Annotated in this window: 22 protein-coding genes and 1 tRNA gene; 17 read left to right on the top strand and 6 right to left on the bottom strand. The window is 52.3% G+C overall.

The features are described 5' to 3' along the window. Together G523_RS0100995 and G523_RS0100985 are read right to left on the bottom strand one after the other, a co-directional pair. Positions 1-294, bottom strand: coding sequence for a YciI family protein (locus tag G523_RS0100995; protein WP_022693145.1), 294 nt, complete (start codon positions 292-294; stop codon positions 1-3). Between the two features lie 151 nt (positions 295-445). Further along, positions 446-1,513 carry an HD domain-containing protein gene (locus G523_RS0100985; RefSeq protein WP_155802550.1) on the bottom strand — a complete coding sequence of 356 codons (1,068 nt, stop codon included), beginning with the start codon at positions 1,511-1,513 and terminating at the stop codon, positions 446-448. A 734-nt stretch (positions 1,514-2,247) separates the two neighbouring features. Between G523_RS0100985 and G523_RS0100980 the strand changes: the two genes are divergently transcribed. Continuing rightward, positions 2,248-2,832 carry a hypothetical protein gene (locus G523_RS0100980; RefSeq protein ID WP_022693142.1) on the top strand — a complete coding sequence of 195 codons (585 nt, stop codon included), beginning with the start codon at positions 2,248-2,250 and terminating at the stop codon, positions 2,830-2,832. A 9-nt stretch (positions 2,833-2,841) separates the two neighbouring features. Here the strand turns inward: G523_RS0100980 and G523_RS0100975 are convergent, their stop codons facing one another. Beyond that, positions 2,842-3,420, bottom strand: a complete 579-nt coding sequence (locus G523_RS0100975) for a recombinase family protein (RefSeq protein ID WP_022693141.1) — start codon at positions 3,418-3,420, stop codon at positions 2,842-2,844. Between the two features lie 506 nt (positions 3,421-3,926). Beyond that, a complete protein-coding gene (locus tag G523_RS0100970; protein WP_022693140.1) occupies positions 3,927-4,619 on the bottom strand; it encodes a hypothetical protein in 693 nt (230 codons plus the stop codon). 345 nt (positions 4,620-4,964) lie between these two features. Here G523_RS0100970 and G523_RS0100965 point away from each other — a divergent pair, with 345 nt between their 5' ends. From G523_RS0100965 to G523_RS20580, 6 genes are all read left to right on the top strand, one after another. After that, entirely contained in the window at positions 4,965-5,258 is a 294-nt protein-coding gene (locus G523_RS0100965) for a hypothetical protein (RefSeq protein WP_022693139.1), read from the top strand. Between the two features lie 101 nt (positions 5,259-5,359). Next, the gene (locus G523_RS0100960) at positions 5,360-7,111 is read left to right on the top strand and encodes a type IV secretory system conjugative DNA transfer family protein (RefSeq protein WP_233347246.1); all 1,752 of its coding nucleotides are present in this window, start codon (positions 5,360-5,362) and stop codon (positions 7,109-7,111) included. Positions 7,112-7,126: 15 nt separating this feature from the next. After that, positions 7,127-7,471 carry a hypothetical protein gene (locus G523_RS17355; protein ID WP_022693137.1) on the top strand — a complete coding sequence of 115 codons (345 nt, stop codon included), beginning with the start codon at positions 7,127-7,129 and terminating at the stop codon, positions 7,469-7,471. Next, the gene (locus G523_RS0100950; protein ID WP_022693136.1) at positions 7,468-7,761 is read left to right on the top strand and encodes a hypothetical protein; all 294 of its coding nucleotides are present in this window, start codon (positions 7,468-7,470) and stop codon (positions 7,759-7,761) included. Before G523_RS17355 ends, G523_RS0100950 begins: the two co-directional genes overlap by 4 nt. Before the next feature lie 164 nt (positions 7,762-7,925). Then, positions 7,926-8,264, top strand: a complete 339-nt coding sequence (locus tag G523_RS0100945; RefSeq protein ID WP_022693135.1) for a hypothetical protein — start codon at positions 7,926-7,928, stop codon at positions 8,262-8,264. Beyond that, a complete protein-coding gene (locus tag G523_RS20580; RefSeq protein ID WP_081648660.1) occupies positions 8,261-9,823 on the top strand; it encodes a recombinase family protein in 1,563 nt (520 codons plus the stop codon). Before G523_RS0100945 ends, G523_RS20580 begins: the two co-directional genes overlap by 4 nt. Here G523_RS20580 and G523_RS0100935 read toward each other — a convergent pair. Next, positions 9,807-9,882: transfer RNA gene (locus G523_RS0100935), tRNA-Thr, on the bottom strand. The two genes, G523_RS20580 and G523_RS0100935, sit on opposite strands and share 17 nt — an antisense overlap. A gap of 248 nt (positions 9,883-10,130) precedes the next feature. Here G523_RS0100935 and G523_RS0100930 point away from each other — a divergent pair. Together G523_RS0100930 and G523_RS0100925 are read left to right on the top strand one after the other, a co-directional pair. After that, entirely contained in the window at positions 10,131-11,210 is a 1,080-nt protein-coding gene (locus tag G523_RS0100930) for an SGNH/GDSL hydrolase family protein (protein WP_022693134.1), read from the top strand. Further along, positions 11,207-12,625 (top strand): MBOAT family O-acyltransferase, encoded by a 1,419-nt coding sequence (locus tag G523_RS0100925; RefSeq protein ID WP_022693133.1) that lies wholly within the window; start codon positions 11,207-11,209, stop codon positions 12,623-12,625. Before G523_RS0100930 ends, G523_RS0100925 begins: the two co-directional genes overlap by 4 nt. 6 nt (positions 12,626-12,631) lie before the next feature. Here the strand turns inward: G523_RS0100925 and G523_RS0100920 are convergent, their stop codons facing one another. Next, complete coding sequence (locus G523_RS0100920) at positions 12,632-13,240, bottom strand: hypothetical protein (RefSeq protein ID WP_022693132.1); 609 nt, start codon at positions 13,238-13,240, stop codon at positions 12,632-12,634. 91 nt (positions 13,241-13,331) lie between these two features. Here G523_RS0100920 and mutM point away from each other — a divergent pair, with 91 nt between their 5' ends. The 8 genes from mutM to G523_RS17340 all read left to right on the top strand — a co-directional run bounded on the left by mutM (position 13,332) and on the right by G523_RS17340 (position 23,220). Continuing rightward, complete coding sequence (gene mutM, locus G523_RS0100915; protein ID WP_022693131.1) at positions 13,332-14,186, top strand: bifunctional DNA-formamidopyrimidine glycosylase/DNA-(apurinic or apyrimidinic site) lyase; 855 nt, start codon at positions 13,332-13,334, stop codon at positions 14,184-14,186. Between the two features lie 134 nt (positions 14,187-14,320). Continuing rightward, the gene (locus G523_RS0100910) at positions 14,321-15,097 is read left to right on the top strand and encodes an enoyl-CoA hydratase (protein WP_022693130.1); all 777 of its coding nucleotides are present in this window, start codon (positions 14,321-14,323) and stop codon (positions 15,095-15,097) included. A gap of 109 nt (positions 15,098-15,206) precedes the next feature. Continuing rightward, a complete protein-coding gene (gene rpsT, locus G523_RS0100905) occupies positions 15,207-15,470 on the top strand; it encodes a 30S ribosomal protein S20 (RefSeq protein WP_022693129.1) in 264 nt (87 codons plus the stop codon). Positions 15,471-16,082: 612 nt separating this feature from the next. After that, on the top strand, positions 16,083-17,522 hold the full coding sequence (gene dnaA / locus G523_RS17345; protein ID WP_022693128.1) for a chromosomal replication initiator protein DnaA: 1,440 nt from the start codon (positions 16,083-16,085) through the stop codon (positions 17,520-17,522). A gap of 208 nt (positions 17,523-17,730) precedes the next feature. Beyond that, entirely contained in the window at positions 17,731-18,849 is a 1,119-nt protein-coding gene (gene dnaN, locus G523_RS0100895; RefSeq protein WP_022693127.1) for a DNA polymerase III subunit beta, read from the top strand. Positions 18,850-18,853: 4 nt separating this feature from the next. Beyond that, complete coding sequence (gene recF, locus G523_RS0100890) at positions 18,854-20,002, top strand: DNA replication/repair protein RecF (protein WP_022693126.1); 1,149 nt, start codon at positions 18,854-18,856, stop codon at positions 20,000-20,002. 219 nt (positions 20,003-20,221) lie between these two features. Then, positions 20,222-22,666 (top strand): DNA topoisomerase (ATP-hydrolyzing) subunit B, encoded by a 2,445-nt coding sequence (gene gyrB, locus G523_RS0100885; protein ID WP_022693125.1) that lies wholly within the window; start codon positions 20,222-20,224, stop codon positions 22,664-22,666. A gap of 167 nt (positions 22,667-22,833) precedes the next feature. After that, on the top strand, positions 22,834-23,220 hold the full coding sequence (locus G523_RS17340; RefSeq protein WP_033232241.1) for a VanZ family protein: 387 nt from the start codon (positions 22,834-22,836) through the stop codon (positions 23,218-23,220). The last annotated feature ends 2 nt before the right edge of the window (positions 23,221-23,222 follow it).

Here is a 23,222-nt window from a genome sequence, read left to right as displayed (position 1 = left end):
TTATTTAAGAAATGCAGGCCCAATGTTAAAATTGCTTACTTCGATGTGTTCCCAGACTTTGTGAACGTTGTAAGGCTCAATTTCGAGCCACCTATCAAGTTCGTCTCGATTTTCGAACTCGCAAATCATCATCGAACCCGTCATTGCGCCATCGTCTCCGACCGTGGCGCCTGCGATCAACAATTTTCCTTCGGCGGTCAGTTTGTCTGCCAACGCCAAGTGCTCTGCTCGAACGCTCAGTCGGCGTGTGAGCTGTCCTGGAAAATCCCGTGCGACAATTAAAAAGTGGGGCATTTAAACACTGCTTTTGATCATTGTTGTGCTGCTTTCCGCTGCCTTTAGGGCCAGATTAGACTGAGTCTCGCTCAAAGCGGCACGCCTGTGAAACAACTTGTTTTTCATATGCGATGTAGCGTCGTACCTCTTGCAAAATTCATCGAGAGATTCAGTCACAATCAAACTCCTGATACTCAACCGTGTACTCGGCACTGATTTCTGAAAGTTGTGCGTTGAAGCCATCTAGCCTGTTTGAGAAATAACGTTTCCAGATATCAAATCGACCAGAGGGAGTATCTGGGGCTTTAATGATCACGACTTTGTTTTCATCCGGCATCGGGATAACTTCTGCTATGGTTTGTCGAATGATGTCGGGGTGAATTCGCAACATCTCTCCAGGTTGCAGCTCAACGTCTAGCATGTCGGCTATTCGAAACATGCTGAAAATTAAATGCAATCTCGAACCTTCAGGAGCGACTTCAAAACTTTTCATCGCTTCCTCAATCGGACGGTTGTGATATTTGCACAATACGCCGATCTCGTCAGATTCTTTTGAATTCAGCAGGCCCTCGTCATTTAGCCGTTGGACAAAAAGTTGGGACTGACGGGCATGTATCGCATACATGTGCTTGGGAGTCGCTTCATCAGACATCGGCTTCATGCCGATATCATGAATGTATGCAAATACTCCGAGAATAAACTTTTCTTCGACTTCCAATTCATGTGCAATTTTTTGATGAAACAGCAGATCTATGAATTCTGTTGTTTTGATAGCATGGTCCAGAGAAGCATGTGCGTAGTCCGAAATTGGAATTTGAACCAGATCCTTGTCAGCCCTGCGGCGTATCAACTTAAGTCTATCTAGATATTCACAGTTCTGTGCCGAGAAAACTGAATCGAAAGAACTGAATTCTGATGAATGATGGGCTGATTCTGAAAATTTTTCAGGAAGAGTTGAAAACTCACGATCTATTCTATCCCGATACCCTGGACGTTGAATATCGACCCAATGAACAAACGCCGAAATTGCGAGAGTGTCAGTTAGTTTTCCAAGGGACAGCCGAGCAAGATATTGATTGTTTAACCCAGTTTTTATTTCTTCCATTTGATAGAACGCTTGTTTCATTACGAAACGTCGTCCGCGCCCGGCAAGCTCTCTGAAATCTTCTGCTATTCTACTCTGCGCTTCGCTGGAGTAGTGGCGGCGAATTGAACCGCGATTGAAAGAACTGGGCATGCATGCTTCTCATCGAAAATGTTGCCTTACAGTTGCATTATCTTGGCTCTGTGTCGGGTGGCAAAGCTGGTTGAGGCGATATTTTTTTGCCCATTGCATACCATTCGGACGAAATTGTATCGCCTGTGCTCAAATCGTAATGAACCACGGCGGGACCATCTGCTCTATGTAACTCGCCGCAGTGATAGAACATTTCACAAGAAAGCGCTCCCGTTCCCTCTTCGTCATAGTACACGCGTGCTGGTCCGTCTGGGCGAGAAAGACGTCCGTGTATCATCCATTCTTCTACTATTGGCTTGCCTGTTTCTGGATCATACATTGTGTATGCAGGCCCGTCAGTTCGATGGCAGTTGTTGTCGGGATCGGGTAAGCTCGGGTCTATCCAGCTTTCGTGAAGCAAGGCGCGCGATGCTGTGTCAAAGCATCTTTCGACGACTAGTCTTTCAGTAAATATCTGCTTGCGTTGGCTTCCATTAAAATTCACATGATCAGTATACGGATTATTGAAATTCGATACAAGAAATTTGATGTGATTTTGCTGTGACCTCTGTGAGAAGCGAGTGAGCGACTGTCTCTCCACATCCATTTAATGTGCGTATCTGCGCCAGATAACGGGCAAGCAATCGTGAGGGAAAGGCAATGAAACATCTCCAAAACTCTAAACATATTAAGCAGCCGACACTCGCTCGGACGTTCGTAAGTTCGAGTATTCTTTCTCCGGGAGGCGGTGCTCGATGATCAATCTGAACAATTCGTCAAACACTGATGCTCGGCGAGCTATCAACGACATCCATTCGCTCCAGTTCGCTCCGAGCGAGTTTGCCGACCGCTTCTTGGAGCTTGTGGCTCGATTGCCGGATACCGCTGAAATACGAGACGCGACGGATAAGCTCAATCTGGCGCTTCTGACATGCGATCCGCTGCCAACCCACAATCAAAACATTGACGCACTCGGCGAAGATCAGTGCGCAGAAATCGAAATGCGCTACTGGGAGCAATGGGAAAATTGGTACGGTGCGCGCTTCGGTCGCTTCATTGAACAAGGCGAGCGTGTCTTTGTGAGAAGCGAGGTCAAAGACATGTTCTGGCTTTTGGCGGGCATCTTTGCCTTAGCCTTTCCTGAAAAGGCGCTCCTGTGGACGAAGCACACTTCTGAAAGGGAATTGGAGCGTCAACGGTCTTGGGAAAGGTGGAACACCAACCGCTATTTAAGGGCTCACGGACGCTCGGTCAGCTTTCAAAGAAACAAACGAGTTCGTTCTAAGAGGCCTCAAGCTCAAATTGCCCAACGCGAACTGCTTAAGGTTAAGCCGCAATAGGCGCTCCGGCTAACAGTTTTTAAGGTGTCGATACAAGGTTGAGCGCCCTATCCCAAGAAGCGTGGCTATTTCAGCCACGCTTTTGTTTTGCGTCAGATGGAAAGAAATACGCTCCAGACTTTCAGCATTGATAACGGGCTTGCGCCCAAACTTGATTCCCCTGGACTTAGCTGCCTGCATCGCGAGTTTCGTTCGACGCGCAATCACGGCCCGTTCGTACTCAGCATCCGCTACCGCGTAAGTGAACCACTTTCTACCTTCAGGGGTCGCTGTGTCTATGTTCTGCCAAATGCTTTGAAATTCGATGCCGCGTTTGTGCAACTCATCTAAGAAGACGAGGCCTTCAATTGTGCTTCTAAATGCCCGATCAATGGACAATACAACGAAAGTATCCCCGCGCTTCAAGCTAGAGCGTGCTGCTCCCAATCCGGGGCGATTCTTTGCGAGCGCTGACGTGGCGATATCGGAATAAATCTGGTCGCAACCTGAATGTTTCAATGCTTGCTCGGATTGAAACACCGTTTGTTTGTCTGTGCTGACGCGAGTGTATCCAACGCGCATTAATACTGCTTTCCAGCGACGCGCCAAATGGCGTGTGTACTGCTATTTGTTGTCCCAAAAGGGTACCTTTTCGGGACACTGTTTTCTCCTAATAATTATGCCGCATGATGCACGGATATCGGCAATTCATTGCAGTAGATTAGAGGTTACTTCATGACGTCCTTTTAGGGTACCTTGAAGAGACATTTGCATACGCTCGTATGCGCTGTGGCACTATCCGGACTGACGGTTCTGTCGTCAGCTGCAGCACAAAGTGATGCTCACCCGCAAATTGGTACCCTAAAACCAAGAGATTTGAAGGCTTCGGATATTCTGGCTCTGCCTGAAAGAGAGCGAGAAGCGTGGATTCATGGGGCTGTGTCACTTATGGCTCAGACCGCAGCACGGTACGACCAAGATTTTTCCGGATGCATTCTTGGATGGTACTTCGAGAGCAACGGAAGCCAGATTATTGAACTCGCGTTAGAAAGCTATCGAGACCGCCACGCAACATCCTTGATTGTAGCCGCTGCGTCTTCAGCCTGCGCCCCCAACTAGGCTACTGGTTCTGGAATACTCAGGCTTAGAGCAGCAATTGCTTGAACAGGTTCTTCAGCCTGAGGGATCAACTCGACTATAGAGTTCATTTCCAAGTCAGCTCTATCAAGCTGACCGTCGAATTCTCTCAGCTTGTCAGCGCTAGGCGGATCATCGTGATCTTGCAGTCTGCCGCGAATAGGATCGAGCACTTGCGTTTGAATGCGCGCAAGCTCAGCTTCACGTTCTTTCGCGTTTCTGAACGCTGACCAGGAGGTTGGATTGTCCGGAAGGCTCGATGGGTTTGGCAGCGCACTTCCGGGAACTATAGTCCCATCTGCGTAGACGAAGCTTCCATCGTCCTTTCTGAAGATGAATTGCCCCTGATCGGTTCTGGCGGCGTTCGCCTCCAATCGCTCAATCTCTTCAGCATTCTCCAGAATTGCCTGATCGAGCTCAGACTGGGTGTTTTCGAGTTTGTCAGACACTCTCGAATAAAGCGCAAGATATTCGGGGTCTTGCAGACATTGCTGAAGCGCTGTGAGCTGCGCCTGAAGAGCGCTTCTGGACTCTGCTCGTTCCAGGCGCTCGCGTTTATCCTTCTCGGTCGCAGCAGCGCTGCCAATGATTGCGCCGCCTGCTTCTGCAATGGCGCGACGCGTCAGCTCTTTCTGATTAGTGTTTGTCTGATCATCAGCGAAGATATCCATGTCGGCCTCGCTGATTTCTGCGCGGAGCTATACCTCCGCAATATCTGATATTCAGAAGGAGAACATCAGACATAACCGTCTGCCCCGGTGTCCCACCTTTCCCAAAATCACAATTTCTCAAATAAGTACGGTATTCCACAATACTGCAATTATAAGTCGAAGTAATTTAACATTTGGTTAAGAGTGATACCAAGTGTGTTGTTTTATATCAGTAATATTCACTTTTCTGATGCTTTTCTCACACTATATTCCTATTTCCCCCGAAACCATGATTGGGACGTGAGACCTTACTTCCACAAGCCAGCGCATTACCGCGCCAACGGCTTGGGAGTGAGGTCCATATTGATGGGTAAACAGGATCAGAAGCAGGCTGCGGCTAATGTCTTTTCTGGTTCGGTCAAGGGGCTCGCAAACGTTTCTGCCGTTGCGGTTACGTACTTGCTGACCCCACTGGCTTACGGGAGCACGGCCGGTTGGGTCAAAGCCTATACCGGAAACCATTACGGATATGAGTTTGCCGACATCGCAACGCTCTTCTGGGGTATTTTGCTCGCTGCCGCGATTTTCTTCATGAGCCGAGCCACGCTCGCCACCGCCATCACCATGGGCGGCCTGGCAATCGCAGCTCGCATGGTTTGAGCCTGAAAGGAGGCACATATGAGTAAGAGACAGGACTACAAATATGTCGGTTCGCGTAGAACAGACTTTTACACGCCCATCCCTCCAAAAAAGGAAAACCCTTGGCCTGCCATTTTTGGTGTCGGCTTTGTGGTTCTCCTGATCATGGGCGCGTGCGCAGGATAACCAAACACAACACTTACTTCAGGGGTCGCTTCAAGCGGCCCCTTTTTTGTTCAAACCGGAGGACAGAATCAATGGGGCAAAACGACAATTTTAACTCGGAGCACCGCTTTGGTTCAGCGCGTTGGGCGGACGAATCTGAAATCCGTCGCGCTGGATTGCTGGGCGAAAAAGGTCTGCCGCTGGGCTTTTGCCGAAACAGTTTGCTTCGTCTGCACAGCGATGCCCCACTTATTACTTTCGGCGGTGCGGGTTCAGGCAAATTGGGAGACATCCTTGCCTACGTTCTGTGTCTGTGTCCTGCAGAGCCGATGCTCATCCTTGATCCGCGCGGCGAGCTTTATGCTGTGTCGATACTTGGTCTCGCTGCAGCAGGTACGTATTGCTTTGCTTGGGACCCTTTGCACCTGACAGGCGCGCCGCAACATAGCTGCAATCCGCTCGACATTCTGAAACTCGATAGCCCGAATTTTCATGCGGACTGCAAATTCATCTTCGAAGGGTTGATCCCCATGCCGCCGGGGGTGAGCCAACCTTACTTTATACTTCGTGCCCGTGAATGGGTTGAAAGCATCGCCAAAGTCTGTGTCGAGCATTGGGGCTATGTTTCACTGCCCATGCTCTATCAGGTCATCAATTGGATCGAAGGCGATGGCCTTAAATGGGCAGACTTTCTTGAAGTGATGCTTCGCTCGCGCTTTGCAGAAGCGCGCCGAACAGCCTCTGAAATGCTCACCAAGCAACAAGACTCCCAGCGGGAGTTTGGCTCGGTCATGGGTGAAATCTACGCCTACACCTCATTCCTTGCCGACCCTGCTTTGAGCGCGGCACTCGAAGGCGGCGACTTTTCATTGAAAGACCTGACGCGGCATAATCCGATCACGCGCATTCATCTTAATGTCCCTGCCGAATATCTTGGTATCTGGTCGCCTGTCATCCGGATCTTTTTCACTGTTGCCTCGCTTTACAAAGGCCGCGCGCTAGAAGCGCCGCGCGTAAACTTCATCATTGATGAGGCAGGGCAACTCGGTCGCTTCGAGGCTTTGAAGCGCTCTTTTACCTTTGATCGCGGCAAGGGGGTACGCACCTGGGCGCTGTTTCAGGCAGTCTCTCAGATTATCGAGAACTTTGAGCCTTCAGCTGTGCAGACATTTCTCGGCTCAGCGCAAGTTCGCCAGTTTTTCGGCGTACGTGATTTCGAAACGGCAGAACTCGTATCTAAAATGCTGGGCGATCAGACACTCGAATATGACGATCTCAACTATCAGCAGGAGGCGCGTAGATACCGGATGGATGCGATGCGTCATGCTTTCTCAGGAGGTGATCCGTTCGAAAAGGCATTCGAATATCAGCACTACGGCAAGTCAGCTCAAAGAAAGACGAAACAAGCACGCCCTCTCATGGAGCCCGATGAGATTCTGAACATGCCTGAGCATGAACAAATTCTTTTCATATCGGGCAAAAATCTCCATCCACTCCGGGTAAATAAGCACCCCTATTATGAGCGCAAGGAAATGGCTGGGCGGTTCCTTCCGAACCCTAACCACCCACCTAACGATCAGGTGAAAGTCGCAACAAGCTTTGGTTCCAAATCAGTGCGTGTCATTGAGGGCACAGTTCCAGATAAGTATGCGGGGTTCCCCCAATACGCTCACGGGTGCGTGCGAAGATTGGAAAGTTTTCCATTTTAACGACGGAGCCCTCTCATGAGTGAAACGACACAGCAAAACCCTTGTGTCTCGCAAGCTGAGCCTGAAGTCACCCAGAGCAACGCGACGGAGACGCAACCGCAAGCCGCTGAAGCGCCTGTTAATCGCGGCCCTGATTACAATGCCTTCAGTGTGAAAGACGGGGATAACGGCCAGAGCTATTTCACCAAAGTCGGTGTGGGTTTCAATCACCGCGACAATAACGGGATCACGGTCGAAGCTGAGGCCTGGCCGATCAATCATCGGCTTGTTTTGCGCACTCCACGTGAGCGACTGGAGCAATTGCGTAGCGACGAACCTCAGCAGACAGATGCCGCGAAAGATCAGGGGCATGGTGAGTGAGCGCGCCCGATGTCTTCAATGATGCTGTGCGTCCGCAATTCCCAGACATCAAAACCAAAGCTGAAATGGACATGTTGGAAAGCCAGCGCTGCCCACCTGAGCCTGCGCCGCAATTGACGCCGAAGGGGATCGTGACGCCCCAGGTCAACACGATGGTTTATGAGCGGACGCAAGAGCGGCTGGCTCAATTGAGACAGAGCCTTGATGGGGCGCACTGCTCTTTGGACAAAGGTTTTAGTCAGAGCCGCATGGCTGGAAAAGCGTGTGTGGACTTCGGGCAAAGCCATTGAAACAAGTCCGCTGCACGATTGGTTTTCGTTCAGCGGGCTTTCCAAATTAACAAGTGACAACTCTAGAAACTTGTTTTAATGTTCCTTTTTTGTTCTCGGAAGTGTGAGGGCAAGATTTTACAGGAGCAAGAACCAAAACCAACTAGCTACAGGAGCGCTTCGGCATGTCCGGTAAATCTACCAATCCAGAAAGCTTAGTCGCGCAGTGGACTGGTGCGCCCTCTGTGGAGTTAGATTTTTTGGTTTGTTCTCAACGTTTATTGGACGATGGGTGCAGTGAAGAGCAAGTTGAAGAGGTTCTTGCTGCGCTGTGGGAGATCGCATGCGCATTCGTTGATTTTGGCTTTTCAGTTCATCCAGTGCAGCAAGCCTGTGGACAGAGTGGCCAAGATTGCCTCGAAAGAACGCAAGAGCGCCGCAATAGTGTAAAATACTCTCTCCCAAAGCTAATTGAAACGGAACTTACGAAGGCGCTGACGGTGCCGGAAAAGGAGGAGGTATGACAAATCAGAAACCGCGAAAAGCGATCATTTATTGTCGTGTTTCCTCCCGGTCGCAGCTCAAAGGAAGCGGATTGAGTTCTCAGGAGTTCAGGTGCCGTGAATACGCTGAGCAGCAAGGTTACCATGTGGAGGCTGTCTTCCCAGATTCTGCGTCGGGAGGTGGTGATTTCATGGCTCGTCCGGGAATGGTCGCGTTGTTGAAGTTTCTTGAGGCCCAAAACGGGGAGCCTCACGTTGTCATTTTTGATGATCTAAAAAGATTTGCACGCGACATCGAGTTTCATTGGACATTACGCCGGACACTCAAAGCTCGAAACGCGATCCCTGAATGCCTGAATTATCAGTTTGAAGAAACGCCCGAAGGACGGTTCATCGAGACGATCGTTGCGGCTCAGGGCGCTTTGGATCGAGAGCAGAACACGCGCCAGAACCGACAGAAGAGCGAAGCGCGCTTAAAGCAAGGATACTGGGTTTTTCAAAAACCTATCGGCTACAAATATGTCCCGGCCAAGGGTGGCGGTAAGATTGTCGTCCGTGACGAGCCTCTTGCCTCCATCATCGAAAATGCTCTGAAGGGATACGCCAGTGGTCACTTCCGTTCCATAGCAGAGATCGAGCGCTATCTGAGCAGTATTCCAGAATTTCCCAAGAATACTGCAGCAGGCAATGTGCGTTCGCAGACGGTTATTCGTATTCTCGAAAATCCATTTTATGCCGGAAAGATTGATGCGAAGTGTTGGGGCATTAAGGCCGAAGGCAAGCATGAGCCTTTGATCGACCTCGAAACACACAAGCGTATCAAGCAGCGCATGAAAGCACGTAGCTTTACGAAAGCGCGGGTCGACACCAATGAAGACTTTCCACTTCGTGGATCAGTGGCATGCGCGAGCTGCGGTAATTTGCTTACAGGCGGCTGGGCGAAGGGCAAATGTCGTCACTATCCGTATTATTGGTGCTCGAACAAAGACTGCGAAATGAAATCGAAAACTATCCCTCGCGATAAAATCGAAGGGGAATTTGCGGATATTTTAAACACTCTCGTCCCGTCGCAGACGATGGTGATCATACTGAGAGAGATGTTCAGATTACGTTGGGATCAGAAAACGCAAGACATCGATAGTCAGCGCGCTAAGTTCTTGAAAGAAGCGGAATCTAAAGAGACAGAGATCAGTGCGCTGGTAGAGCGGATTGTGCAAACCTCTAATTCGCGAGTCGCGGAGGCTTTTGAAAAGCGCATTGAAGAACTTCAGGATGAAAAGACCATCCTGACACAGAAGGCCTCAAAAGTTGGCGCTCCTATCATGCCATTCGACGAGCTGTTTGAACACTCCTTGAGATTTCTGTCGGAACCCAAAAAGCTATGGAATTCAGGCAGTTTAGCGCTGAAAAGGTTGCTCACGAGGCTGAGTTTTACTGAAGCCGTGCGATATGCCCGTGGTCATGGGTTTGAACACCCGGCTTATTCTGGTGTTTTCAATATAATCAATGAGTTAGGAGAAAAAATGAGCCGAAAATCGTTAAGTTTTGACCCTGCGTGTAAAATGGTGCCGCGTAGGTGACTTGAACACCTGACCCCCGCATTACGAATGCGATGCTCTACCAGCTGAGCTAACGCGGCACACCAAAGGGCACTGCGTATACCTAATCCGTCGTGGATTTCAAATACCTAAATCCGGTCTTCATCTATCAAATCTCACTTTCGTGTGAGGCGGGAGACGGATTCGAGCGGGAATAGGCTAAAATGCGGGGTTTCCTACCGGAGCGTTAATGGGGGCGGCGCAGTTTAAGGGGCCGCAATCACCACAATTCAGTCTTTTTACGCGACAGTCAGCCGGGATTTATGGTGGACGCGGGACGCTTATACACATGCATTGGATTGCACTTCTGACAGCGGGACTTGCGCTGATACTGGCGCGGACACTTCGTGCGCCGGCGCGTTCCGGCATGTTGACCGGCGTTGCGTTCTTTCTGTCGGCTTTCGCTGTGACCAGCTTTGCAATACGGGTGGGCTCTGAACAGGCGGAGATTACCCGCCCGACCGAATACGACCAGTTTGTTACCTATGCGGCCGAACAGGTCCGCAACGAACCGGATACGCCATTCGTTGTGTTTGTAGGCGCGAGCTTTTCGCGCAATGCGATTGATGATGAAGCGCTGACAGCGCAGCTGCGCGCGGCGGGCTACCCGCATCGCGTTGTGAACCTTTCGCTTCAGGGCGCGAGCCTTCAGGAGCGTGATGCTCACCTCTGGCAGTTTATGCGTATGACAGGCATGGCGCCTGATGTTGTGTTTCTGGAGGTGGCTGACCTCTTCGATAGCAATCCGGCCTATGTATTTAATGTCGCCAAGTTTTCTGACCGCGCCATCGAGCAATTCGATCCGAATTCGGCTTACTGGTCTATGAAGGGCCTCGCGCAGGGCGCGTGCCACGGCATGGCTGACTGCGTGAAGAACTGGGTGCTTCTGAAGGTCCATGCGGCAATGAACTGGACCAATATCGGGCTGCTCGCGACGGGTGAAGCCGCAAGCGATGTCGAGCCGTTCCCGTCTTTTGATCCGCAGAACATGCCGCGTGAAACATTCGACTGGCCGGTCGACGAGATCGTCGAAGCGCTCAATGTGCCAGCTGAAATTCATCCGGAAACCGGGCCGTCATGGGCGCGCCTGTTCCGTCTGGATCAGCGAGAGCGTCTGCAAGAGGCGGGCGTGCGCCGTATCGCGTATTACTATCCGCCGGTTCTGCCGCCAGAAGATCGCCAATATGTCGCGCGCCTGTGTGCTGGTGAGTTGGCTGAGTATCCGTGCATTGCGCCGGTTGATCGTCAGCTTCTTTCCCAGCTTGAGGGCGAGGTCTGGCTCGATCATGAGCATCTTCTGGCGGAAGGCGCGGACGTCTACACAACATGGCTCGCTGGCCAGATTGAAAGCTGGGGGGCGCTTCAATGATCTTCACCGAGGCAATTTTTCCGCTCTTCCTGCTCGTCGTTCTGGGCGTTTATTGGGGGCTGATGCGTGGTGCGTGGCGCAATCACTGGCTGCTCGTGACGAGCGCCGTGTTCTATGGCTGGTGGGATGTACGTTTTCTGGCGCTCATCGGCGCCGTCATCCTCGTTTCATGGCTGGCAGGCATTCTGATGAATCAGCGCGCTGAAGTGGGGCGCGGGCAGCTGACGGTTCTGTGGAGCGCGATCATCTTCCAGCTCGTCATGCTGGGCACGTTCAAATATTTTGGCTTCTTCTCTGAAAGTGCAGCTGCAGCGCTGAGTGCTGTCGGTATGAGCGCGAGTTGGCCGACGCTGAACATCATCCTGCCGGTCGGTATCAGCTTTTATATCTTCCAGGCGATTTCCTATCTGGTGGATATTTATCGCAAGGATATTCCGGTTGAGACGCGCCTGTCTCGCGTAGCGCTTTATATCTCGTTCTTCCCGCAGCTCGTGGCTGGCCCGATTGTGCGCGCGGCAAGCTTTATGATGCAGATCGACAGGAAGAAGACGTTCTCATCTGCGCTTCTGGCGGCAGGTGCGCGCGCCTTCATTCTGGGTTTCATTTATAAAGCGGCGATTGCTGACAATATCGCGCCATTCGTGGACCCTGTGTTCGCCGATATCAGCGCATGGGACACGCCATCCGTGATTGCCGCGACATTCGCTTTCGGTACGCAGATATATTTCGACTTCGCGGGATATTCGTTGATGGCGATCGGCGTTGCGCGCTGGTTCGGCTATTTCATTCCAAAGAACTTCAACGATCCGTATAGCTCGCCGTCCATCGCCGAGTTCTGGCGTCGCTGGCATATGTCGCTGTCCTTCTGGCTTCGTGATTATCTCTACATTCCGCTGGGCGGAAACCGTAAAGGGCCGGTCAAAACCTATCGCAATCTCATGATCACTATGGTGCTGGGCGGCCTCTGGCATGGCGCGGCGTGGAGCTTTGTTATCTGGGGCGCAATCCATGGCGCAGCGCTGAGCGTCCATCGCTTTGTCATGGGCGGCGCGAATGGTCGCTCGCTCGTACCGGCCCTGAAAGGCGTCGTGGGTATCGTTCTGACCGTTGCGCTGGTGTTCGCGGCATGGGTGCCATTCCGCGCTGAAAGCCTGTCCGACACGCTATCTGTGTGGGCTGGTGTGATCGGTGTGCGCGAAGGCGGTCCGCAGAGCCTTTCATGGGTGGCTTTCTGTGTGCCTCTGCTTCTGGTGATCGACAGCCTGTTCAGCCAGGCTGACAAGCTGAAAGGCCTGCCAAAGCTTCCAGTGTTCCGGAATCCGTCACTCTATTGGGCGGGTATGGGGTGTCTGGCCGCACTGGCGCTGGCGCTCTATCCGCTGAAATCTGCGCCGTTCGTCTATTTCCAGTTTTGATAGATTTTATGCGTCCACGTCGACCGTGCCCCAGGGAAAAACTACTCTCCCGCTCATTTCTCTATGGAAGAAGTCGGGTTCGTTATTTGCATCATACGATTTGCTTCTAACAAAACAGCAAGTCTTGTAGGTGCTGGGGTCGTCGCTCACCGGACTCAACGCGGTCCTGATGACGTTCATGGTTGTGCCGCGCTTATGTATTGAGTCTACAAATAGAAACTTTCTACCGGAGTAGTTTCTCAAGAAATCAGGAATGAAAAGAAATTTATCTCCGCGGTCGACAGTCATATACCCTTCTCGTTTGGGATGATCGCTACCGTTGAAAGCAATTTCTCGGTTTTGCCGACAGCCAACGACAATGGCCGGAGGAACGGGCAGGTATTCACTAAGTAAGTATGCGGTAATTGCGACCTTGGCGTCAGGAACAAGAAGTACGTCAGGTTGATAGCCGCTCCGAACTATTTTTTGGGCGAGCTTTTGTGCACTGTAGCGTAGGCTTCCGAGATCGAGCTTTTGCAGTTTACGCCTTAAGTGGAAGGCATAAAGCGTCATTCCAATGCTGATTAAAGTGGTAACGATGCTGCACACCGTTAGCGAAATTTCCAATCGATTCATGACGACTCTATCTATCCTTTTTAACGGTCTGCCTTTTTAAAATACCTCGGAATAAATTCATTGTTGAAAAGTACAGGAAGTCAACTTTTGGATGCCTGAGTTACCTGAAGTCGAAACCGTGCGTCGTGGCCTCCAGCCATATCTGGAGGGCGAGGAGCTTGCCAAAGTCACGCTGAACCGCGCTGATCTGCGCTTTCCGTTTCCCGAACGCATGGCGGACCGGCTTGAGGGCGCGCGCATTCTTAGCCTTTCACGCCGCGCAAAGTTTCTGGTGGCGGAAACCGACCGCAACGAAAAGCTGGTCATGCATCTGGGCATGTCAGGCCGCTTCACCATCCACGACCCTGACATACCGGTTCAGCAGAACCCCGGCGAGTTTGCTCACGCGCAGGCGACTAATCCCAGGCATGACCATGTCGAGTTTCTGACGGGGAAGGGCGTACGGATTGTGTTCAATGATCCGCGACGGTTTGGCTATATGCAGATGTTCGGTGAGGCTGATGGTGATCCGTTCGTTGAGGTCGGGCCCGAACCGCTTTCCAACGCATTTTCCGGTGAAAGCCTGTATGAGGCATTTCGCGGTAAGAAAAGCCCTGTGAAGACGGCTTTGCTTGATCAGCATGTCGTTGCAGGTCTGGGTAATATATATGTGTGTGAGGCGCTCTTCATGGCAGGCATCTCTCCCAATCGCCTGGCAGGCAATGTTTCGCGCAAGAAGTGCGATGTGCTGGCGCAATGCGTGAGGGGGGTTCTGGAAAGGGCGATTCAAGCTGGCGGCTCTACGCTGAAAGACTATGCGCACACCGATGGCGCGCTCGGCTATTTCCAGCACAGCTTTAAGGTTTATGGCCGTGAGGGCGAGGCTTGCAGCGCCTGCACAAAACCTGTTCTTCGAAAAGTCCAGTCTGGTCGATCCACTTTCTTTTGCTCACATTGCCAGCGCTGATCGATGAATCTGTTGACGCATACACGTCTTCATGGTCTGTCGGCGGACTGGTTCCGGGTGCGTACAGACCCAGGGGCAGCATGCGAAACGACTCGCGCTTGCTCTGACATTTGTTCGCCAGAAAAGGACACTTTATGGCTTATGAAACACTTCTGATCGAGATTTCTGATCAGACGGGAATTATCCGGCTGAACCGCCCGGATGATCTGAATGCGCTAAACAACACCCTGATGGATGAAATGACAGCTGCGCTCGATGATTTCGAGGCGAATGACGATATCGGCTGCATCGTCATCATCGGGTCTAAAAAGGCGTTTGCTGCGGGCGCGGATATTAAAGAGCTCAAAGCTTTTGATTTCGCATCGGCCTATCAAAAAGACCTGATCTCTAAGAACTGGGAACGCGTCACCAGCTGTCGCAAGCCGGTTATCGCAGCGGTGTCCGGCTATGCGCTGGGCGGTGGTTGCGAGCTTGCAATGATGTGCGATTTTATTCTCGCTGCAGAGAATGCAAAGTTCGGCCAGCCTGAGATCAATCTTGGTATTCCGCCGGGCGCAGGTGGTACGCAGCGCCTGACGCGCTTTGTGGGCAAGTCCAAGGCTATGGAAATGTGCCTTACAGGCCGTTTCATGGATGCTGAAGAAGCAGAACGATCCGGACTGGTCGCACGCGTCGTGCCTACCGATTCTCTCATGGATGAGGCCAAGAAAGTCGCTGCCTCCATTAACGCAAAATCCCGTCCTGTCACTATGATGGTGAAGGAAAGCGTGAATGCAGCCTATGAGACCGCGCTCAGCCAGGGCGTGTTGTTCGAGCGCCGCCTGTTCCACGCTGCTTTCGCGACAGAAGACAAGGATGAGGGCATGGAAGCCTTCATCGAGAAGCGCGACGCCCACTTTAAAAACAAATAAACTCGGGTTTATGCAGGCTGGACAAAGAATCTCCGGCTAAAGACGTTGACGTTTGGCCTGCAAAAGCATAATAAGCCGCTTTCCGAATTTATCCGACTGGAGACATTGCATGGCCAACACCCGGTCAGCCAAAAAAATGGTTCGTAAGATTGCGCGCCGGACTGAAGTCAACAAGGCACGTCGCTCTCGTGTACGTACCTATGTGCGCAAGGTAGAAGAAGCTATTGAGAGCGGTGATAAAACTGCGGCTCAGGAAGCTCTGAAAAACGCTCAGCCAGAGCTGATGCGTGCGGTCACTAAGGGCCTCATGCACAAGAATACGAGCTCACGTAAAGTGTCTCGCCTTTCTAAGCGCGTAGGCGCAATGGCTTAAGCGACATACTGATATCTCCTTTCTGGAGATGTTCAGGCTTGAATGAGGAAAGCGCCCCGCCGGGCGCTTTTTTTGTGTTCGATTTTAGCGATGAATATTTGGCACGCAGGGTGCAAAATTTTTGAGCGCGGCCTCGTTTTGAGGGCGCGATTTGTGTGAGGAATAGCCCTTCTGACGGTCATGCAATCTGGGGATAATTAACCTTTAAGGGACTCAATTCTGTGGGAAAAACAGTTTTGTGACAGTCTTGGTAATTTATCCACAAATGAGTCGAAATTGATTCGTTGACTTTCGAATCGGGGCGCGCAAGGCCCGCGGAGAAGTCAAGCTTTCCGGGCAAAATGGCTGTGAATGTTTTTGTGAGAAAAATCTCAGAACTTACAAAACCTTGTTGGGCGTCAAGCCGGGATAGGCACCTAAAACATGCATTCTGAAAAATAAGTCAGATTGACCAAAATCGCCCGGCATCTATCCTGAGATCAGATCACAGTTAACGTCCGCACAAAGATGTAAAAAACGACGGTTCGCGGGAACCGATGTGTGGAGGTTTGTGCTTCTCGCGTAGATTATGGTTAACGGCTATAACAAACTAATTAGGGGTGCATTCGGGGCATGAAAGAATATAATATTCCCGAACTTGAAAAATCGGCCGCAGAAGGCTCGGCTCAAACAGCTATAGTCATCTGGCAGTCCGTCATTGAAGTTCTCAAAAATGAAGTCTCAGCGGCATCATTCGGCAAATGGCTGAAGGATCTGGAGTTCGTCGCTGACATGGAAGGCGTGATTCAATTGGCTGCTCCAACTGGGATTCAGAGCGACCGTGTGAACAACGACTTCATTCACAAGATCAATATGCTCTGGGCGGAGCGTGATACATCCGGCCGTCGCGTAGCGGTGTGCAGCTGGGCTGATCTTCCTTCAGACGTACGGGCACTGGCAGAAGAAGCGCGCGCAGAACGTGCTGCACGAAAGACAGAAGAACCTGTCGAGCAGCCTGGCGTTCGCGCTCCGGCGCGTCATTTCACGTTCGATAATCTCGTTGTGGCGGAGTCAAACCGTCTGGCAGCGACAGTCTGCACGAAAATTGCTGGCAATCAGGCGACTCCATCGCAGATCGTCTATCTGTATGGTCATCATGGCGTCGGTAAGACCCACCTTCTGAAGGCGATTGAGTCACAGATCGAAGTCTCAGACGATGAGCGCAGCGTTGTATATATGAGCGCTGAGGAGTTCATGGTTGCATTCGTGGAAGGCGTTAAGCGCCGTGACACGTCTGACCTGAAATCACGTCTTCGCGGCGCTGATGTTCTTCTGATTGACGACCTGCAGGCGATTGCCGGCATGGGCGGCACGCAGAAGGAATTCTTCGGCAATATCCGTGCAGTTGTTGGTCGTGGCGGTCAGGTGGTTATCGCGGCTGATGAAAGCCCGTCCCAGCTTGGCGCGCTCAATTCTCGCGTCCGTGACGAATTCCAGGGTGGCGTTCTGATTCAGGTAGATGAGCCTGACGAAGAAATGCGCCGCGCGATCGTTCGCATGAAGGCTCAGACAATCGCAGCAGAAAATCCGGGCTTCGAGCTTTGCGATGATGCGGTTAATCTGATTGTCAGCCGCGTTAAAGGACCGGGTCGCCAGCTTTATGGTGCTGTCTGCAACGTATTCACGGCAACGACCTTTATTGGTCAACCGGTTACGCTGGATGATGTCAGTGCAGCTGTTCGCCGTCAGATCGGTGAAATGCGTCCGCCAACCATTGATCAGGTAAAGCGTGCAACGATGACTGCATTCGATATTACGAAGACAGACATTGAGTCTGCCCGTCGTAGTCGATCGATTGCTTATCCGCGCCAGATTGCGATGTATCTTTGCCGCAAGATGACAACACGCTCTCTGCCACAGATCGGTAAGTTTTTCGGTAATCGTGACCATACGACAGTTCTTTATGCAGTGCGTAAACTTGAAGAAGCGGTCGCAAGTGATGAAACACTGCGCCGTGACATTGAGAAGGTCGAGCGCGCGCTGGAAGACATTCAGGCAAACGCTGCGAAATAGCGATTGCTGCGAAACTGTCCCTCATTTGGTCTCAGATGAGGGATTTTTCGCAACAAACCACAGATTTTTCGGGTTTCGCGTGCATCCTGGGCTAAATACCTTTTGCGAAACTCATATTTATGGATAACTTTCAGCCCGTTTCGAATCTGAAGCGGGCTGAATTTTTGTTCGACGAAACGGGAGCGGGAAAGCTCCTGAAAGGCAGACGATGAAGCTTACGATTGACCGGTCCGACCTCCTGCGTGCCCTTAGCCACGTGCAGAGCGTTGTAGAGCGACGTAACACTATTCCGATCCTGTCGAACGTATTGCTGTCCGCAAGCTCGGGCTCTCTGCAGCTGACTGCGACCGACCTCGATATTGAGGCTGTTGATGCGGCCGATGCGCAGGTTGATCAGGAAGGTGGTCTGACTGCACCTGCACAAACGCTTTTCGACGTTGTGCGTAAATTGCCGGAAACAGCAGAAGTTCAGCTGGAATTCCTGCCAGATAATCAGCGTCTGTCCATCCAGGCCGGGCGTTCGCGTTTCGCGCTGCCAACGCTGCCTGCGGCTGACTTTCAGACCATGAACAAAGACGAAGGCACGGTGTCCTTCTCTATCGATGTCGCTGACCTGAAGCGTCTCATCGACAAAACTCGCTTTGCGATCTCTACCGAAGAGACACGTTATTACCTGAACGGTGTCTATCTGCACGTCGCTGAAGGTGAAGATGGCGCAAAACTGCGCGCTGTTGCGACGGACGGTCACCGTCTGGCGCTCTCCGAGATTGATGCGCCGCAAGGCTGTGAAGGTCTGCCGGGCGTTATTATTCCACGCAAAGCCGTGTCAGAAATCCGCCGCCTGATCGACGGCTATGATGGCGTGATCGAAGTGTCTGCATCTGAAGCGAAAATCGTCTTCACTGCAGGTCGTGCGGTTTTGACCACCAAGCTCATTGACGGGTCTTTCCCTGACTATGCGCGTGTTATTCCGCAGAATAACGACCAGACGCTCAAGGTCGGCAATGTCGCGCTCGAAAAAGCTGTCGACCGTGTCGCAACCGTTTCTGCCGAACGTTCGCGCTCTGTGAAAATGTCACTGGAAGCGGACAAGGTTGTCCTTACGGTGAACCATGCTGAGACCGGCCACGGTGTGGAAGAAGTCGAAGGCGAGTATGCTGGTGAACCGATGGAAATCGGCTTCAATGCGCGTTACCTGCTTGATGTATTCCAGCAAGTTGATGGTGATGAAATTCTCTTTGATTTCAATGATCCAGCATCGCCTGCACTGGTGCGTGACCCGACAGATCCGGCATCCCGCTACGTTCTGATGCCGCTACGCGTCTGATGGTATGGACGGCCAAGGCCGCATTTATCTGAAACGTCTCGCGCTTTCCACATTCCGGAATTATGGCGCGCTTTCAATCGACCTCGACGGGCGACATGTCTGCCTGTTCGGGGCGAATGGCGCTGGCAAGACCAATCTCATCGAGGCTATTTCGCAGCTCTCTCCGGGGCGGGGGCTCCGCTCAGCGGGCCTGCCGGATATGGCGCGTGTTGAGCACGGGGCTGCTGGCAATGCGTGGGCGCTGGGCGCAACGCTGTTTGACGGGGATATGGACCGTCTCATCCGCATTGATGCCAGCATAGAAGGCGGCGGGCGCGGCAAGCGAGCTATGCAGGTGGATGGCTCGACGGCGACCGCAAACTCCATGAGCGAGCTTGTGCGCATCATCTGGCTCACGCCTGCGATGGACCGCGTATTCGCGGGTGGCGCAACAGAGCGTCGAAAGTTTCTGGACCGCCAGACGCTCGCCCATTTTCCGATCCATGCTCGTCATTCAACAGCATATGAGAAGGCGATGCGTGAGCGCAACCTGCTGCTGGAGCGCGATTTTGCTGATCCGGTATGGCTGGACGGACTTGAGGAGCGCCTTGCCGACCATGGCGCTCATATAGCCTTCCATCGGACGCAGACGGTTGCCCGTTTGCAGAAGGCGGTGGATATCCGTCCTGATGGCGCATTCCCGAAGGCGGACCTCTCTCTGGAGGGTGCGGCGGAAGTGGCGTTCAACGCGGGGCAAACTCTGGCCGACGTTCAGGACATGTTGAAAGCGGCGCTGAAGGACGGGCGCAGACGGGATGCCCGTGCAGGGCGAACGCTTACAGGGCCTCATCGTTCGGATCTGGTGGTGATCCACCGGCCGACTGGGGTTCCTGCGTCTCTGTGCTCCACAGGCCAGCAAAAAGCGCTTCTGATCGGGCTTATTCTTTCCAATGCGCGCGCGCTCGAAGCAGAGGAGCATTTGCGCAACCCTCTGGTCCTTCTGGATGAGGCCGTGGCGCATCTTGATCCTGACCGGCGCGCTGCGTTGTTTGATGAACTGTCTGCGCTGAAGGGGCAGGCGTGGCTGACGGGAACTGAGCGCTCCCTCTTCGATGGCTTTGATGAAAGAGCGCAGTTTTTCGAGGTCGCCGCTGGTAAAGTCGAAGCCGTTTGAACCGGCGTTTGCGGACGAAATCCGGCCCGTTCAGCTCCCAAAAGTCCGGAGCAAATCTGTAGAAAGTTAAGGTTTCTTTCTCGGGGCAATAAAGTTCCATTATTTCAAATGCTTGCGCTGCATATGAGGGGCGTGAAAACGGGGTGGAAATTTCCCTTTTTCGGCAAACCTGCCTATACTTGATTCGAACAATTCATTACGGGAAGAACGAAGGCAGCAATGTCCGACGAAACACCAAACACACCTGAGTATGGCGCTGACTCAATCAAGGTCCTGAAAGGGCTTGAGGCCGTCCGGAAACGCCCTGGCATGTACATTGGTGACACGGACGATGGTTCGGGTCTGCACCACATGATTTACGAGGCTGTCGACAACGCGATTGACGAAGCGCTTGCAGGTCACGCGACAGAAGCATCTGTCATTCTGCATGCTGACGGATCTGCTGAAATCACAGACAACGGCCGTGGCATGCCTGTAGAGATGCACCCGAGTGAGGGTATTTCCGCTGCAGAAGTGATCATGACCCAGCTCCACGCCGGTGGTAAGTTTGACCAGAACTCCTACAAGGTATCCGGTGGTCTGCACGGCGTGGGTATCTCTGTTGTGAACGCACTGTCTGACTGGCTTGAGCTGCGTATTCACCGCAAAGGCAAAGAACACTTTGTTCGTTTCATCGATGGCGGCACAACTGAAGCGCCTCTGAAAGAAGTCGGTGACAGCCCGAAGCGTGAAGACGGGCGTGACTATACCGGAACAAGCGTGCGCTTTCTCGCGGCGCCCTCAACCTTCACGATGACAGAGTACAATCGCGGTACACTGGAACATCGCCTGCGCGAGCTGGCCTTCCTGAACTCTGGCGTTCGCATTGTTTTCAAAGATCTGCGCGGCGCGGAACCTTATGAGACGGTGTTCGAGTATGATGGCGGTGTGAAAGCCTTCGTAGAGCACCTCGACCGTCAACGTGCCTCAGCTATTCCCGAAGCAATTTTTGCAATCGGTGAGAAAGATGGCATCACCGTTGAAGCCGCGCTCCAGTGGAATGACAGCTATCACGAGAATGTTCTCTGCTTCACAAACAACATCCCGCAGCGCGATGGCGGTACTCACCTTGCCGGTTTCCGTGCTGCGCTGACGCGTGTCATCAACAAATATGCTGATGAAACCGGTGCGGCCATGAAGGGCAAGGTCAACATTTCCGGCGATGACGCGCGTGAAGGCCTCACTTGCGTTCTCTCTGTGAAAGTGCCTGACCCAAAATTCTCTTCTCAGACCAAAGACAAGCTTGTCTCTTCTGAGGTACGTCCCGTGGTGGAAAGCCTGATGGCCGAGCAGCTTTCTATGTGGTTTGAAGAAAACCCGGGCCCTGCTAAAATGGTCATGCAGAAGATTGTCGAGGCTGCGGCGGCACGCGAAGCAGCGCGCAAAGCGCGCGAGCTGACACGCCGTAAAACAGCGCTCGATATTACCTCTCTGCCGGGCAAGCTGGCGGACTGTCAGGAAAAAGACCCTGCCAAGTCTGAAATCTTCATCGTGGAGGGTGATTCAGCGGGTGGTTCTGCGAAGCAGGGCCGTAACCGCGAAAACCAGGCTATTCTGCCTCTGCGTGGTAAAATTCTGAACGTAGAGCGTGCGCGTTTCGATAAGATGCTGTCGTCAGATCAGGTTGGTACGCTGATTACGGCACTTGGTGCAGGGATCGGGCGTCGGTCTGAGACAAACCCGAATGAGGGCTTCCAGATAGAGAAGCTGCGCTACCACAAGATCATCATCATGACCGATGCGGACGTCGACGGTGCGCACATTCGTACGCTGTTGCTGACATTTTTCTATCGTCAGATGCCGGAGATCATTGAAAACGGGTATCTCTATATTGCTCAGCCGCCGCTTTATAAGGTCTCTAAAGGTCGGTCAGAGCGTTATCTGAAAGATGATGCCGAACAGGAAACCTACCTGATCGGTGAAGGCACGACTGGCGAAGTTCTGGTGCTTCAGGACGGCGAGCAAATGGGTGGGGAAGACCTGCGTCAGCTCGTTTATGACTCCGTCGCATGTAAGAGCCTCGTAAAGCGTCTCGCTTTGAAAGCGCCGGGTGTTCTGGTGGAGCAAGCGGCTCTCGCCGGTGCGCTACATTCAACGGCTGGACAGGCGGAAGCCGAGAAGACAGCTATGCGTATGAACCGCATTGCTGAAGAGGGCGAAGATACCTGGCAGGCAAGCTTTGTCGACGGTGAGCTCGTGCTTGAGCGTGTCGTTCGCGACGTTGAAGAAAAGCTGGTCCTCGACAAGCAGCTTCTTCAGTCGGCGGATGCAAGAAAACTTTCAGACCGTGTTGACCCTCTATTAGAACTCTTCTCGGAACGATCTGTACTACGTCACGAAAAAGGCGGCGAAGTTGACGTATTTGGGCCCGTCTCTCTGGTAGATGCGGTGCTCTTCTCCGGCGCAAAAGGGCTGACAATTCAGCGATACAAAGGTCTGGGCGAGATGAACCCTGACCAGCTCTGGGAAACAACGCTCGACTCTAATGCGCGCACGCTGCTGCGTGTGAAAGTGGAGCATGGCGACGAAGCCGATGATATGTTCTCCAAACTCATGGGTGATGTAGTTGAGCCGCGCCGTGAATTCATTCAGGCGAATGCGCTGGAAGCGGAGGTTGACGTTTAGGCGCCTCAAGTATCTGTTTCTATTGTGGATTAGATGGCGTTCTTCCAGATCGAAGGACGCCATTTTTTGTATGCAGCACTTGTGATGGAAGTACTCACGGTAAACAAATCTTAAGATTGACTGATAAAATATTACCAGACTGATTTGCCCGTTAAGAGGACACCTGCGTGACCGATCTCATGACACCTAAACGACTGTTTCTTGGTGCAGTGTCGCTTTTTATTGGGGGACTCATTCTGTGGGGCGCGACCGCAGATATCCCGCCAATCCCCAAACTGTTCTCTCAGCAGGACAAGCTTGAGCATTTTGCGGCCTTTGGCGCTTTGATGCTGTGGCTTTCGGCGTTTCTCGGTCCGAAGAACTGGATGTACGCGGCGTGTATCGCCAGCAGTTGTGCAATCGGCCTGGAACTGGTTCAGGCATTTTTGGTGCCGACTCGAACGGGAGATCTACCGGATTTGATGGCTAGCTTCGCAGGGGTTGCCGCATCTGTCGGATTCATTTTTTATGTTCGCTCAACAGTACGGTCACGGCGGTCAACACAGCACGCCTGATT

It is taken from the genome of Ponticaulis koreensis DSM 19734, from assembly GCF_000420665.1.
Taxonomy (GTDB): Bacteria; Pseudomonadota; Alphaproteobacteria; order Caulobacterales; family Hyphomonadaceae; genus Ponticaulis; species Ponticaulis koreensis.
This window is presented reverse-complemented; position numbering and strand designations above follow the sequence as displayed.